The organism is Phenylobacterium conjunctum (genome assembly GCF_042679085.1).
GTDB classification, from domain to species: Bacteria; Pseudomonadota; Alphaproteobacteria; order Caulobacterales; family Caulobacteraceae; genus Phenylobacterium; species Phenylobacterium conjunctum.
On record NZ_JBHTLQ010000006.1, the window covers coordinates 76798 to 90045 of the forward strand.

General features: G+C 68.0%; 13 protein-coding genes. 10 read left to right on the forward strand and 3 right to left on the reverse strand.

From position 1 onward, the window contains the following. Positions 1-11: 11 nt before the first annotated feature. Positions 12-1349: an acyl-CoA dehydrogenase family protein gene (locus ACFQ27_RS04200; protein WP_377352721.1), complete on the reverse strand. Its 1338-nt coding sequence runs from the start codon at positions 1347-1349 to the stop codon at positions 12-14. A 206-nt stretch (positions 1350-1555) separates the two neighbouring features. Between ACFQ27_RS04200 and ACFQ27_RS04205 the strand changes: the two genes are divergently transcribed. From ACFQ27_RS04205 to ACFQ27_RS04240, 8 genes are all read left to right on the forward strand, one after another. Continuing rightward, positions 1556-2470, forward strand: a complete 915-nt coding sequence (locus ACFQ27_RS04205; protein ID WP_377352722.1) for a phosphotransferase family protein — start codon at positions 1556-1558, stop codon at positions 2468-2470. Continuing rightward, positions 2467-2826 (forward strand): DUF6285 domain-containing protein, encoded by a 360-nt coding sequence (locus tag ACFQ27_RS04210; protein WP_377352723.1) that lies wholly within the window; start codon positions 2467-2469, stop codon positions 2824-2826. The genes ACFQ27_RS04205 and ACFQ27_RS04210 overlap by 4 nt, the downstream gene beginning before the upstream one ends. 45 nt (positions 2827-2871) lie before the next feature. After that, positions 2872-4107 carry a kynureninase gene (gene kynU / locus ACFQ27_RS04215; RefSeq protein WP_377352724.1) on the forward strand — a complete coding sequence of 412 codons (1236 nt, stop codon included), beginning with the start codon at positions 2872-2874 and terminating at the stop codon, positions 4105-4107. Continuing rightward, entirely contained in the window at positions 4104-4910 is an 807-nt protein-coding gene (locus ACFQ27_RS04220) for a tryptophan 2,3-dioxygenase (protein WP_377352725.1), read from the forward strand. The genes kynU and ACFQ27_RS04220 overlap by 4 nt, the downstream gene beginning before the upstream one ends. Next, the gene (gene kynB / locus ACFQ27_RS04225) at positions 4907-5554 is read left to right on the forward strand and encodes an arylformamidase (RefSeq protein WP_377352726.1); all 648 of its coding nucleotides are present in this window, start codon (positions 4907-4909) and stop codon (positions 5552-5554) included. The genes ACFQ27_RS04220 and kynB overlap by 4 nt, the downstream gene beginning before the upstream one ends. A 71-nt stretch (positions 5555-5625) precedes the next feature. Beyond that, positions 5626-6426, forward strand: coding sequence for an enoyl-CoA hydratase/isomerase family protein (locus ACFQ27_RS04230; RefSeq protein ID WP_374346399.1), 801 nt, complete (start codon positions 5626-5628; stop codon positions 6424-6426). Between the two features lie 307 nt (positions 6427-6733). Continuing rightward, positions 6734-8326, forward strand: coding sequence for a flavin monoamine oxidase family protein (locus ACFQ27_RS04235; RefSeq protein ID WP_374346400.1), 1593 nt, complete (start codon positions 6734-6736; stop codon positions 8324-8326). A 17-nt stretch (positions 8327-8343) separates the two neighbouring features. Then, a complete protein-coding gene (locus ACFQ27_RS04240) occupies positions 8344-8730 on the forward strand; it encodes a c-type cytochrome (protein ID WP_374346401.1) in 387 nt (128 codons plus the stop codon). A gap of 9 nt (positions 8731-8739) precedes the next feature. Here the strand turns inward: ACFQ27_RS04240 and ACFQ27_RS04245 are convergent, their stop codons facing one another. Beyond that, on the reverse strand, positions 8740-10632 hold the full coding sequence (locus ACFQ27_RS04245) for an alkyl/aryl-sulfatase (RefSeq protein ID WP_377352728.1): 1893 nt from the start codon (positions 10630-10632) through the stop codon (positions 8740-8742). Between the two features lie 175 nt (positions 10633-10807). Between ACFQ27_RS04245 and ACFQ27_RS04250 the strand changes: the two genes are divergently transcribed. Both ACFQ27_RS04250 and ACFQ27_RS04255 read left to right on the forward strand, forming a co-directional pair. Next, positions 10808-11284 carry a DUF2061 domain-containing protein gene (locus tag ACFQ27_RS04250; RefSeq protein WP_377352729.1) on the forward strand — a complete coding sequence of 159 codons (477 nt, stop codon included), beginning with the start codon at positions 10808-10810 and terminating at the stop codon, positions 11282-11284. A 46-nt stretch (positions 11285-11330) separates the two neighbouring features. Beyond that, positions 11331-12107: a PIG-L deacetylase family protein gene (locus ACFQ27_RS04255; protein ID WP_377352730.1), complete on the forward strand. Its 777-nt coding sequence runs from the start codon at positions 11331-11333 to the stop codon at positions 12105-12107. Here the strand turns inward: ACFQ27_RS04255 and ACFQ27_RS04260 are convergent. After that, positions 12086-13246: a Gfo/Idh/MocA family protein gene (locus ACFQ27_RS04260; RefSeq protein WP_377352732.1), complete on the reverse strand. Its 1161-nt coding sequence runs from the start codon at positions 13244-13246 to the stop codon at positions 12086-12088. The genes ACFQ27_RS04255 and ACFQ27_RS04260 overlap by 22 nt on opposite strands. Between the last annotated feature and the right edge of the window lie 2 nt (positions 13247-13248).

The window sequence follows — 13248 nt, forward strand, 5'->3', positions numbered from 1 at the left end:
GAGGTCTCTGCTCACCCGTGCCGCGACGGGATCGGCTGGGTGTATTCGTTCTTCACTTCGCCGTCGGCGAACATCTTCTTGCGCGGACCCATGTAGCCGAACAGGAAGGCGGCGACCTTGCGCATCTGGATCTCCTCCGAGCCCTCGGTGATCCGATAGCGGCGGTGGTGACGATAGATGTGCTCGAAGGGCTTGTGGCGGGAATAGCCGATGCCGCCGTGCACCTGCATGGCGCGGTCGGCGGCCTCGCAGACCAGCCGGTTGGCCCAGTAGTTACACATCGAGACCTTGTCGGAGATCTGCTTCTCGATCTCCTTGTGGTCCAGCTGGTCCATTTCCCAGGCGGTCTTGCGGATCAGCTGACGCAGCATTTCCGACTGGGTGTAGAGCTCGACCAGCGGCCACTGGATGGCCTGGTTGTCCGACAGCGGCTTGCCGAAGGGCTTGCGTTCGCGGGCGTACTTCACGCTCTCATTGATGCAGTAGACCGCCGCGCCCAGGGACGAGGCCGCCTGGCGGATGCGGTTCTGGTGGACGAAGGACTGGCCCAGACCCAGGCCGCGGTCGATCACGCCCCAGTAGCTGTCTTCCGGCACCCAGACGTCGGTGTAGCTGACCCGCGGGTGGTCGGTCGGCATGTTGAAGGTCCAGAGGTATTCCTCGACCTTCACCCCGGGGGTGTCGGCGGGCACGATGAAGCAGGTGATGCCGGTGGCGTCGCCGTCCTTGCCGCTGGTGCGGGCGAAGACCATGCAGTGGGTGGCCACGTGCATGCCGGTGGACCACATCTTCTCGCCGTTGATCAGCCAGCCGGGCTTGCCGTCCTTCTCGTGGCGGACCGCGCGGGTCTCCATGAAGGTGGCGTCAGAGCCGTGGTTCGGCTCGGTCAGGCCAAAGGTGGTCCGCATCTGGCCCGACAGCAGCTTGTCGTTGTCGCGCTCGTACTGGGCGTTGGTGGCGAACTCCTTGAACATCAGCACGAAGGGGTTGTTGCCGACGATGGAGTGCTCGTTCTGCAGGTCGTTGTGCAGGCCCAGGCCCTTGGCGGCCAGGTGCTCGCGGATCACCGCCATGTCGAGCTGGCTGCCGCCCTTGCCGCCCATCTCGCGGGGCCAGCCATAGCGGTAGTGGCCGGCCTCGTCGGCCAGCTTGCGCGCCTCGGCGAGCAGGGCCTCCCATTCGTGGCGAGGCAGGCCGCCAGCGTCCCAATCCGTGCGGGCGTGCTCCCGCCGGTGGTCGAAGAAGCGGATGTTGTCGTCCTTGTTCTCCAGCGGCTTGATCTTGGCCTCGATGAAGGCGTCAAGCTCGGCCAGATAGGCCGTCAGTTCAGGCGACAGATTGAAGTCCATGGTCTCACTCCCTCGGGCCGGGCCCGTGTTCTTGCCGACAAGATGAGCGCCCAAATTGGCGATTTACAAGCCGGCGTTTCCTCCTGCAGATCATCGGAAATCAGTCTTCGGGGAGGTTCCGCGACGTCATGGAAGTCGATATCGCACAAGCGCTTGCGCGACTTGCGCCTAAGTTTGGGGCGCCCGGCGGAACCATTGAAAACCTGGTGCGCCTGTCTGGCGGGGCCAGCATGGAGACCTGGGCCTTTGCGGCCGTTGCGGAAGGTGACCGCAAAGAGTTCATCCTGCGCCGCCGCCCCGGCCCCTTCGATGAGGAGACTTCGCGCTCGACCTCGCTGGCGACCGAGGCCGCGTTGATCCGCGCCGCGGAGCACGCCGGAGCTCCCGTGGCCCGACTCATTCACCTGGCCGAGCCCGGTGACGGCCTGGGCGAGGCCCACATCACCGAGCGAGTCGAGGGCGAAACCCTCGGCAAGAAGATCGTTTCCGACCCCAGGTTCGAGACGATCCGCCCGCATCTGGCCCGCCAGTGCGGTCAGATCCTGGCCCGAATCCACTCGATCAAGCCGGACGGGATTCCCCTGAAGACGGCGGACGCCCCCACCGAGCTGGACCGCTACGAGGCGGTCTATCGCGCGTCCGGCGCTGAGCGGCCGATCCTGGAGCTGGCGCTCGCCCACCTGCGCAAGAATCCGCCGCCGCCCATGCCCGATGTCGTGCTGCACGCCGACTTCCGGAACGGGAACCTGATGATCCACCCCGACAAGGGGGTGACGGCGGTGCTGGATTGGGAGCTGTCGCACCTGGGCGATCCGGCCGAGGACCTGTCCTGGATCTGCGTGAACTCCTGGCGCTTTGGGCGCGCGGACAAGCCCGTGGGCGGCTTTGGCCACTATCAGGAACTCCTGGAGGGCTACGCCGAGGCGGGCGGGGCGGAGATCCCCTTGAGCCGGGTGCTCTACTGGCAGGCCCTGGGGTCCCTGAAGTGGGGGATCATGTGCCTGATGATGTACCAGTCCTATGCGACCGGCACGGAAAGCTCCGTGGAGCGGCCGATGATCGGCCGGCGCGTCTCCGAAACCGAAATCGACCTGATCCATCTGCTGGAGGCCGGCCTGTGATCCAACATCCGAAAGCCGAGGAACTGGTTGAGGCCGTCTCCAAATGGATCGACGGCGTGCGCCCGACTTTGGGGCCCCGTGACGCCTTCCTGGCCCGCGTGGCGGTCAATGTGCTGGGCGTGGTGCGTCGCGAGCTGGCGCAAGGGGCGGCGGCGGAAGCCGCGGCTACGGCGCGCATGGCTGAGCTGCTGGGACATGACGGCGACTTAGCGACGCTGAACAGCGAGCTTTGCGAGGCCATCCGCACCGGCGCGATGGATGTGGGTACGCCCGGCCTGATCCAGGCCCTGAAGGCCAGCATCCACGAGCAGATCGCCATCGACCAGCCGAACTACAATCCCGAGCCCGTGCGCTAGGGACGGCCGCTGGCGGACCGCGCGGAACGGGGCTAATCCCAGGGCATGACCCTGACCCGCGCGGCCTGCGAGGCCCTGGACCGTGAAGACCCCCTGGCGTCCCGGCGGGCGCTGTTCGACCTGCCGGACGGCGTCATCTACCTGGACGGCAACTCGCTTGGCGTCCTGCCGCGCAACGTGCCCGCCCGGCTGGAGCGCGCCGTGCGCGAGGAGTGGGGCAGGGACCTGATCCGGTCGTGGAACAGCGCCGGCTGGATCGACCTGCCGACCCGGGTGGGCGCGCGGATCGCGCCACTGATCGGAGCCGGCGCCGACGAGGTGATCTGCGCGGACTCCACCTCGGTCAATATCTTCAAGCTTGCGGCGGGGGCCTTGGCGATGAGGCCCGGGCGCAAGGTGATCCTGAGCGAACCCGGCAACTTCCCGACCGATCTTTATGTGCTCGAGGGGCTGGCCGGCCTGGCGGGTGACGTCGAGCTGCGGCTGGCGACGCCGGACGAGCTGCCCTCCGCCCTCACGGATGATGTGGCGGTGATGCTGCTCACCCACGTCCACTACAAGTCGGGCCGCCTGCACGACATGGCGGCCCTGACGGCCAAGGCGCGTGAGGCCGGCGCCCTAGCCCTTTGGGATCTCAGCCATTCGGCCGGCGCGCTTCCGGTGGACCTGAACGGCGCCGGGGCCGATCTCGCCGTAGGTTGCGGCTACAAGTACCTGAACGGCGGCCCTGGCGCGCCGGCTTTCGCCTATGTGGCGCGGCGCCATCAGGCGGCGTTCCGTTCGCCCCTGTCGGGCTGGATGGGCCATGCCCGGCCCTTCGACTTCATCGACGCCTATGAGCCCGGCCAGGGCATGGCGCGCGCCCTGTGCGGCACACCGTCTGTGCTCGGCATGACGGCGCTGGAGGCGGCGCTGGAAGCCTTCGAGGGTGTCGACATGGGCCAGGTTCGGACCAAGTCCATGGCCCTGGGGGACGTGTTCCTGCAACTGGTCGACCAGCGCTGCGCCGGCCACGGCTTCACGGTCGCCTGTCCCCGAGGCGCCACCCTGCGCGGCAGCCAGGTCGGCCTGGCCCATCCGGACGGTTACGCCATCATGCAGGCCCTGATCGCCCGCGGGGTGATCGGCGACTTCCGCGCCCCCGACATCCTGCGCTTCGGTTTCACGCCGCTCTATGTGGGCTTTGCCGATGTCTGGGACGCCGTCGAGCACCTGGCCCAGGTGATGGCGAGCGGGCAATGGCGCGAACCCCGGTTCCAAGAGAAGGCGGCCGTCACATGACCGAGCAGATCCACGCCCGACCGGACATCAGCTATGGCCAGTATCTGGGCCTCGACCAGCTGTTGTCGGCGCAGAACCCGCGCTCGCCGGAGCATGACGAGCTCTTGTTCATCATCATCCACCAGGCTTCGGAACTGTGGCTAAAGCTCTCGATCCACGAGCTTTCCGCCGCCCGCTCTCACATCGCCCAGGACGATCTGGGACCGGCCTTCAAGATGATCGCGCGGGTCAGCCGTATCCAGGCCCAGCTGATCCAGTCCTGGGACGTGCTGGCGACCATGACCCCCAGCGACTACGCCCTGATCCGCCCGCACCTGGGCCAGAGCTCCGGCTTCCAGTCGCACCAGTATCGGATGCTGGAGTTCCTGATGGGGGCCAAGGATCCAGAGATGCTGCGGGTGCATGAGGGCACGCCGGCGCATGCGGCCCTGCTGACTGAGCTCGCGGCGCCCAGTCTCTATGACGAGTGCGTGCGGCTGCTGGCGCGTCGCGGCTCGCCCATCGCGCCGGAGATCCTGGCGCGCGACCTGACCAAGCCGCATGTGGCGCACGCCTCGGTCACCGCCGCCTGGAGCGAGGTCTATCGCGATCCTGAGGCCTTCTGGGACCTTTACGACCTGGCCGAAAAGCTGGTGGACCTGGAATTCCGGTTCCAGCAGTGGCGCTTCGCGCACCTGAAGACCGTGGAGCGGATCATTGGCTTCCAGCGCGGCACCGGCGGCTCGTCGGGGGCGACCTATCTGGCGCGGGCCCTGTCCAACAGCTTCTTCCCCGAACTGTTCCAGGTCAGGACCGGCCTGTGACCGAGACTGATGAGACCGGCCGGCGGATCTGGGACATCAGCCAGGCCTTGCGCCCTGGGGTTCCGGTCTGGCCCGGCGACACCGCCTATGCCGAGGAGCGGACCTGGGTGCTGGAGGGGGACTGTCCGGTCAATGTCAGCCGCCTGACCCTGTCCACCCACACCGGCGCCCATGCTGACGCGCCCCTGCACTATGACCCGGCCGGCGAGCCGATGGGCCAGGTCTCGCTGGTTCCCTATCTAGGTCCGGCTCAGGTGATCCACGCCGTCGGCGGGCCGGAGCGGATCGCCGCCGAGGAGATCATGGGCTGGGTGCGCCCCGGGGTCCGCCGGGTGCTGATCCGCACCTATGAGCGGTTCCCGCACGAGGCCTGGCGGTCGGACTATCGCTGCCCCTCGGTGGAGTTGATCGAGGCCCTGGGCGCGGCCGGCGTGGTGCTGATCGGCCTCGATAGCCCGTCGATGGACCCGGAGAGCGCCAAAGAGCTCGTGGGCCACCTGGCGGTGCGCCGCCGGCGGATGGCGATCCTCGAAGGCCTGGTGCTGGATGCGGTGGAGGAGGGTCTCTACGAGCTGATCGCCCCGCCGCTGCGGCTGGAGGGCGCTGACGCCGCCCCGGTGCGGGCCCTTCTGCGCAGCCTCTGACCCAAGGTCAGGCTTGCCACCCCTGTCGCGGGGTCCTTAGCTGGGGCCAACGACATAGGGAGAAGACGGCCATGAGCGCGACCAGCGATGAAGTCCTGTACGAGGTGTCCGAGGGGATCGCGACCCTGACCCTCAACCGGCCCGACCGGCTGAACACCATTTCCGGGCCGATGCTGGACCAGCTGACCCAGCTGCTGCTCAAGGCCAACGCCGATCCGGAGGTCAAGGTCATCCTGCTGACCGGCAAGGGGCGCGCCTTCTGCGCCGGCCTGGACCTGGTGAGCGCGACCCAAGGGACCGGCATCGGCGGTCAGACCGAGCGGGTGGCCGTGGACCTCGACCTGCGCAACACCCCGCCGACTGTGCTGTTCGCCCTGGATAAGCCGTCGATCTGCGCCATGAACGGCTCGGCGGCGGGTTACGGCATGGACGTGGCGCTGGGCTGCGACATCCGGATCATGGCGGAAGGCGCCAAGATGGCCGCGGCGTTTGTGAAGCGCGGCATCGTGCCGGAGAGCGGCGGGACCTGGTACCTGCCGCGGATGATCGGCTGGGCCAAGGCCGCTGAGCTGATCTTCACCGGCCGCACCCTGACGGCGGCGGAGAGCCTGGAGATGGGCCTGGCCAACCACGTGGTTCCCGATGACCAGGTCCAGGCCAAGGCCCGCGCCCTGGCCGCCGAGATCGCCGCCAATGCGCCGCTGGCGGTGCAGAGCTCCAAGCGGCTGATGCGCATGGGCCTGCAGGAGACGTTCAACGATCACGTCCACCACGTCTTCCTGCAGCTGATGCAGCTGTTCCGCACTCAGGACTTCAAGGAGGGCATGACCTCCTTCCTGGAGAAGCGTCCCGCCGACTTCCAGGGGCGCTGAGGGCGGCCGCGGGCGCCTGGACCCCCTCAGGCGCCCGATCTCTGCGCCGTCCGCCCAAGCAATGGGCGCCGCCCTCGTATTTGATTTGCTCATGCGAGGGTGGACGAGATCGCGATTGTCAGCCCCGGGCCGCGTCCGTCCATTGAGCATGTTCAAGGACGGCTGGACCGCGAGTCCAGGCCTTCTGCGGGCGCCGAAGTTCGCGTGGGTGAGACCAGCTTGCCAGTCGACCAGAGGCGCCGCGTCCCGCGGGGTCTCCCCGCCGCCGGGACGCTGAACGGCGACCTGGGGAGCGGGGATTTGGAACATGGCGTCGCGGTTGGGTGCGGGACTTGGGGTTTCACGGCGCAGCTTCCTGGAGGGGCTGAGCAGCGTCGGCGGCTCGGCCCTGCTGATGGCGGGCATGAGCGCGCTGGGGTTCGGGATCGCCTCGGCCCAGGAGACGCCGCCGGCCCTGTCGGGCGGCGGGGGCAAGAAGGTGGTGGTGCTGGGCGCCGGCGTCGCGGGCATGACCGCCGCCTACGAACTGGGCAAGGCCGGCTATGACGTCACGGTGCTGGAGGCGCGCAGCTTCGCGGGCGGTCGCTGCCAGACGGCGCGTAAGGGCTTCAAGCTGACCGAACTGGGCGGCGACACCCAGGTCTGCGACTTCGACGAAGGGCTCTACATCAACCACGGCCCGTGGCGGATCCCTTATCACCACCGCTCGACCCTGCATTACACCAAGGAATTCAACGTCCCGCTGGAGGTGTTCGTCAACGACAACGACGCCTCCTATGTGATGTTCGACAAGGGGACAGGGCCGCTGGCCGGCAAGCCGGTGCGCAAGGGCCAGATCGCCGCCGACATCCGCGGCGGGGCCGCCGAGATGCTGGCCAAGCTCGCCAAGCAGGGCGCGCTGGACGCCCAGATGACCGCCGACGACCGCGACCAGTTCATCGCCTACCTGTCCCAAGAGGGCTATCTGACGCCGGACCTGGCCTATAAGGGCACGGACGGCCGCGGCTTTGACGTCAATCCAGGCGCCCTGATGGTTCCGGGGCCCGGTAAGCCCTCGACCCCCTTCGCCTTCGCCGACGTGCTGCACTCCAAGGCCTGGCGGACGCTCGCCTCGGTGACCAATTACGAGCAGCAGCGGACCATGTTCCAGCCGGTGGGCGGCATGGACCGGATCGCCAAGGGCTTTTCCGACGCCCTGGGCTCGAAGATCAGCTATTCCTGCCTGGTGAAGAAGGTCCGGCAGAACGACAAGGGCGTTGAGGTGACCTATGCCGACGCCACCGGCCAGACCCAGGTGTTGAAGGCCGACTACTGCATCTGCGCCATGCCGCTGTCGGTGGTCCGCCAGCTGGACTTCCAGGTCTCCAAGCCCTTCAAGGAGGCGATCTCCCAGGTGTCCTACGCCCTGGTGGGCAAGATCGGCCTGCAGATGAAGCGCCGGTTCTGGGAAGAGGATCACCACATCTATGGCGGGCACGTCTATTTCGACGATCCCGACATCAACTCCATGTCACTGCCGTCCACGGGCTGGCAGAGCAAGAAGGGCGTGATCCTGGGCTATTACCAGTTCGGGGCCAATGCGGCGAAGGTCAGCGCCCTGTCCCCCGCCGACCGCCAGGCCCTGGCCGCCAAGGCCGGAACCAAGGTGTTCCCGGAGTTCGGCGACAACGTGGAGACCTCGTTCTCCGCCGCCTGGCACCGGATCGAGCACAATCTGGGCGGCTGGGCGCAGTGGAGCGACGAAGCCCGGCGCGACGCCTATCCGATCCTGTGCGAACCGGATGGGCGCATCTATCTTGCTGGGGAGCACATGTCCTATCTGCCGGGCTGGCAGGCTGGCGGGATCGAATCCGCCTGGGCCCAGATCGCCAAGCTGCACGCCCGCGTCCACGCCGCCTGATCGAAAGAGACCCGACCATGCGAATGATTTTCCCGCTCGCGGCGGCCGCCGCGCTTCTGTCCGCCGCGCCCGCCCTGGCCGCAGATGGCAAGCAGATGTTCATGGACAACTGCTCGGCCTGTCACCAGGCGACCGGCAAGGGCATCCCCGGCGCCTTTCCGGCCCTGGCCGGCAGCAAGGTCGCCCAGGGCGATCCCAAGGAGCCCATCGGCCGCATCCTGAATGGCCGCGGCGGCATGCCGGCCTTCAGCCAGGAACTGTCTGACGCCGAGATCTCGACCATCCTGACCTATGTGCGCGCCTCATGGGGCAACAAGGCCGCCCCGGTGAAGCCGCAGCAGGTCGCCGCCCTGCGCACCGGGGCCAAGCGCGAGAACGCCAAGGAAAAACTCCAGGCGCACTGAGCCTGAAGATCAGGGCCGCCAGACGATGGGGAAGTCGGCCTTGAAGGCGTCCATCCAACCCATGACCTTGCCGAAGGCGGCCGCGTCGCCGTCCAGCTTGACCTGACCGCCCGCGATCATCGGCTCGACCTTGCCGCCGGCCATGGTCAGCATCAGGAATACCGGGCGGTTCAGGGTCAGGGTGGCGTCAGTTGAGCCGGAGGCCGGATTGGCTTCCCAGGTCAGGACGCCATTGGCGACCGCGACGCGGAAGTGCTCCTTGCGGTCGGGGAAGACCAGGTCGACGGTGGCGTGATCGGCGCCGGCCTTGTCCGCGTTGAGCCGCACCGACATCAGGTCGAGCAGCATCGGCGTGGTCATGTTGCGCACCAGGTCGAGGGAGATGGCCGGGCCTGAGCCGGTCTTCACCCCGTTGCGCAGCTCCGTCGCCGCCGACAGGTACATGTTGCGCCAGATGGCGTTCTCGGTGGCGTAGGCCATGGCGTCATAGACGCCGGCGAGCTCGTTGCGGGCCACCTGGTCCTTGGCGTTGGCGTAGACGAGCCGGTTCAGCAGTTGGGCGGCCCAGCGGTCATCGCCCTTGGCGTGGGCGGCCTTGGCGGCGGCCAGCACCTTCTTTTCGCCGCCCATGGCCGCGACGTAGCGGGCGGACTCATCGGCCGGCTCCAGCGGGGCGAGGTTCACCGGGTTGGCGTCGTACCAGCCCATATAGCGCTGATAGACCGCGCGGCTGTTGAAGCTGAGCGAGCCGTAGTAGCCGCGGTTGTACCATTCGTTGTCGAGGGCCGGCGGCAGCTTCAGGCGGTTGGCGATCTCCGGACCGGTGAGCCCCTCGTTCATCATCCGCACCGACTGGTCGTGCAGGAACTTGTAGGCGTCGCGGTGCTTGGCCAGGAAGTCGTCGACCTGGGCCTGGCCGAAGCGCGGCCAGGCATGGCTGGTGAACATGACGTCGGTCTTGTCGCCATACAGGCGCAGGGATTCGGTCAGGTAGTCGGCCCAGGCCTTGGCGTCGCGCACCAGGGCGCCGCGCGGGGTCAGCAGATTGTGCTGCGAGGCGTTGGCGTTCTCGGCCATGCAAAGGGCCTTCAGGTCCGGCAGATAGATGTTCATCTCCGCCGGGGCTTCGGTGCCGGGCGTGACCTGGAACTGCAGCCGGACCCCATCCACCGTCATCTCCTGGCCGGTGGTCTTGATGGTGACGTTGGGCGGGATCAGGGTCTGGGTGCCGGGGCTGATCGCCGCGCCGATGCCGGCCGACAGCTGTCCGGTCGGACCCTTAGGCAGGAAGTAGCCGAACTGATAGGTCGCCCGACGGCCCATGGCGGCGCCGGCGATGATGTTCTCGCTGACCGCGTGCTCCAGGAAGCCGTCCGGGGCGATGATCTGGACCTTCCCGGCGTCCACGTCGGCCTGGGAGACCAGGCCGCGGGCCCCGCCGAAGTGGTCGGTGTGGCTGTGGGTGTAGATCAGGGCGACAACGGGCTTGGCGCCCAGGTTCTCGGTCACCAGGTCATAGGCCGCCTTGGCGACCTCGGCGGAGGTCAGGGGGTCGATGACGATCCAGCCGGTCTTGCCGGCGATGAAGGTGACGTTGGAGATGTCGAAGCCGCGCACCTGCCACACGCCCTCGGAGACCTTGAACAGGCCGTGCTTGGTCAGGAGCTGGGACTGGCGCCACAGGCTGGGATTGGCGGTGGCCGGGGCAGGGGCCTTGAGGAAGTCATAGGCGGTCAGGTCCCAGATCACCCGGCCGTCCGAGCCCTTGATCAACGGGTCCTTGCGGGTGGCGACGAAGCCGCGGTCGGCGAAGTCGAAGTCCTGGCGGTTGTTGAAGTCCGGGGCCGCCAGGGCGGGCGTGGCGGCGAGGGCGAGGGTCAGGCTGACGAGGGCTTTGCGCATGGCGGTCTTTCCTGGGGCCGACGCGATTTCGCGTGCGTTTGAATTGGCAGTAAGCGCGCCATTAGGGGTTGTCCAGCCGGATCAGCCGCCCTGATCGGCCCCCCAGTCTTTCTGGCGCCGCCCTCTCGGAGGGCCGTAGTATTTCTACGGACGAACTAGGATTTCTGGGGTCCCCATGGCCGGCGACGCGCAAGACCACTTCGGCGAGACCCACCTGCGCTCCCTGATCAAGGGGATCAGCTGGCGGGTGGTGGGCAGCCTGGACACGGCGCTGCTGAGCTTCCTGGTCACCGGCAGCCCCAAGTGGGCGGTGACCATCGCCTCGATCGAAGCCCTGACCAAGATCGCCCTCTACTATGGACACGAACGCGTCTGGGGCCGGGTGCGCTGGGGCCGGGACGGCGAGGCGCACCTGCGCTCAGTGGCCAAGGGCGCCAGCTGGCGCGTGGTGGCGACCCTGGACACCTTCCTGCTGAGCTGGCTGGTGACCGGCAGCGTCAAGCACGCCGGGGCCATCGCCAGCCTGGAGGTCTTCACCAAGATCGCCCTGTTCTATCTGCATGAGCGGGGCTGGAAGCTGGTGCCCTGGGGCAAGATCGCCGCCGCCGGGTCCACCGGCGCTCTGCCCGCGGAACCGGCGGTCGCGCGCTAGCGTCATTGCCGGGCGCGGCCTAGGCTGAACGCCTGGGAGGCCCCGCATGACCACGATCCTGGCGATCCACGCCCATCCGGACGACGTCGAGACGCTCGGCGCGGGGGCGCTGAAGATCCTGGCCGACCAGGGCCACGCGATCCGCATTGTCACTGTCACCGCCGGCGACTGCGGGGCGGTCGACACGCCGCCGGATGAGACCGCGCGGATCCGCAAGGCCGAGGCCGCCGCCGCGGCGGCGATGATCGGAGCGGACTATGCCTGCGCCGACATTCCCGACCTCTGTGTGTTCAACGACGACGGCTGCCGCCGCCGGGTGACCGAGATGATCCGCTGGGCGCAGGCTGACATCGTCATCACCTCGTCGCCCGAGGACTACCACCCGGACCATGAGGCCACGAGCATCCTGGTCCGTGACGCCTGTTTCGCGGCCTCGGTGGGCAATTACCGGACCGGGCCGTCGGCGCCCTTGGCGGGCGTTCCGCACCTCTATTTCATGGACCCTATCGGTGGGCGGGACCGCGAGGGCCGCTGGGTCGAGCCGCACTTCGGCGTCGACATCACCGAGGTCTATGAGACCAAGCGCGCCATGCTGGCGGCCCATGTCAGCCAGGACGCCTGGGTCGCCAAGCAGCACGATATCGCCGACCACCAGGACAGCCTGGCCCGCTGGTGCCGCAGGCGAGGCCGCGACTTCGGCGTGCCGATGGCCGAGGGCTTCCGGCAGTACCGCCACCATCCCTATCCGACCACGGCCCTGCTGCAGGACCTGTTGGGCGAGGCGTTGGTCGCGCCGCTGGATCAGCCCAGCGCGGCGTCGTAGCGCGCCCACATCGGGGCGCAGTCGACCATCTCGCCACGGGTCATGGCGTCATCGATGGCCATGACCGTCAGGCCGGCCTCCATCGATTCGAACGGGGTGACGGGGAAGGGCTGCTTGCCTTCCAGGGTGGCCAGCAGGTCGCGAGCCATGGACTGGTCGGCGCCGTTGTGGCTGTCCTCGGTGCGACCGCCATAGTCGATGCGCTCGGGCTTGCCGCGGTCCATGGCCTTGCGAACCATCAGGCGGTTGCGGACCAGGTCGGCGATCAGGGTCCCGTCGGTCCCGGCCACGTACCAGCGGCGCTCGGGCAGAGCCACGTGGCTGTTGGCGTGGAAGGACAGGCGCACCCCGTTGGCGTACTCGATGAGCGCGTTCTGGTGGTCGGTGACGTCCATATCCGAATGGAAGGCGTCATTGGCGCTCGACCAACCGGCGTCGCGCAAGGCGTAGGCGGGCTGGCCATCGCTGTAGGTCTTGGGCGCGGTCTCCGCCCGCGCGGCGGTGAAGATGCTGCGGCCGCCGAAACTGGCCACCTTGGCCGGGCGCGACCGGGCCAGCCGGCCGAAGATATCGAAGTCGTGACAGACCTTATCCAGCAGGTAGGAGCCCCCGAATTCCTGGCGACGGCGCCAGTTGCGGGCGAGATAGCCGCCGTGCTCGGGGGGCAGGTGCTCGGTGGCGTCGATGGAGACCAGCTGGCCGATCTCGCCGGAATCCACCCGGGCGATGGTCTCGCGGACGATGGACATGGAGCGCATGACCAGGCCGATGAACACCGGCGGGCCGCCACCTTTGGCGAGGCGCTGGGCCAGGGTGACTGTCTCGTCCTCGGTGCGGACGATGGGCTTCTCGGCGAAGATGGGGAAGCCGGCGTCGAGGGCCAGGTTCAGGTGCTCGGAGTGTAGGTGGTTGGGCGAGCCGATCATGACGAGGTCATAGGGGCCGCGCGCGAACAGCTCGGCGGGGGTGTCCAGCGCCACGCCCGGATCGATGCCGGCCGCGGCCAGGATAGGTGCGCCGACCGGGGCTGGGTCCACATGGGCGGCGACATTCAGGCTCCAGCCCACCTCCTGCATGGCGGCGAGCACGTGGGCGATGCGTTGGCCAAGGCCGATGACGCCGATGCGATAGGTCTTCATGA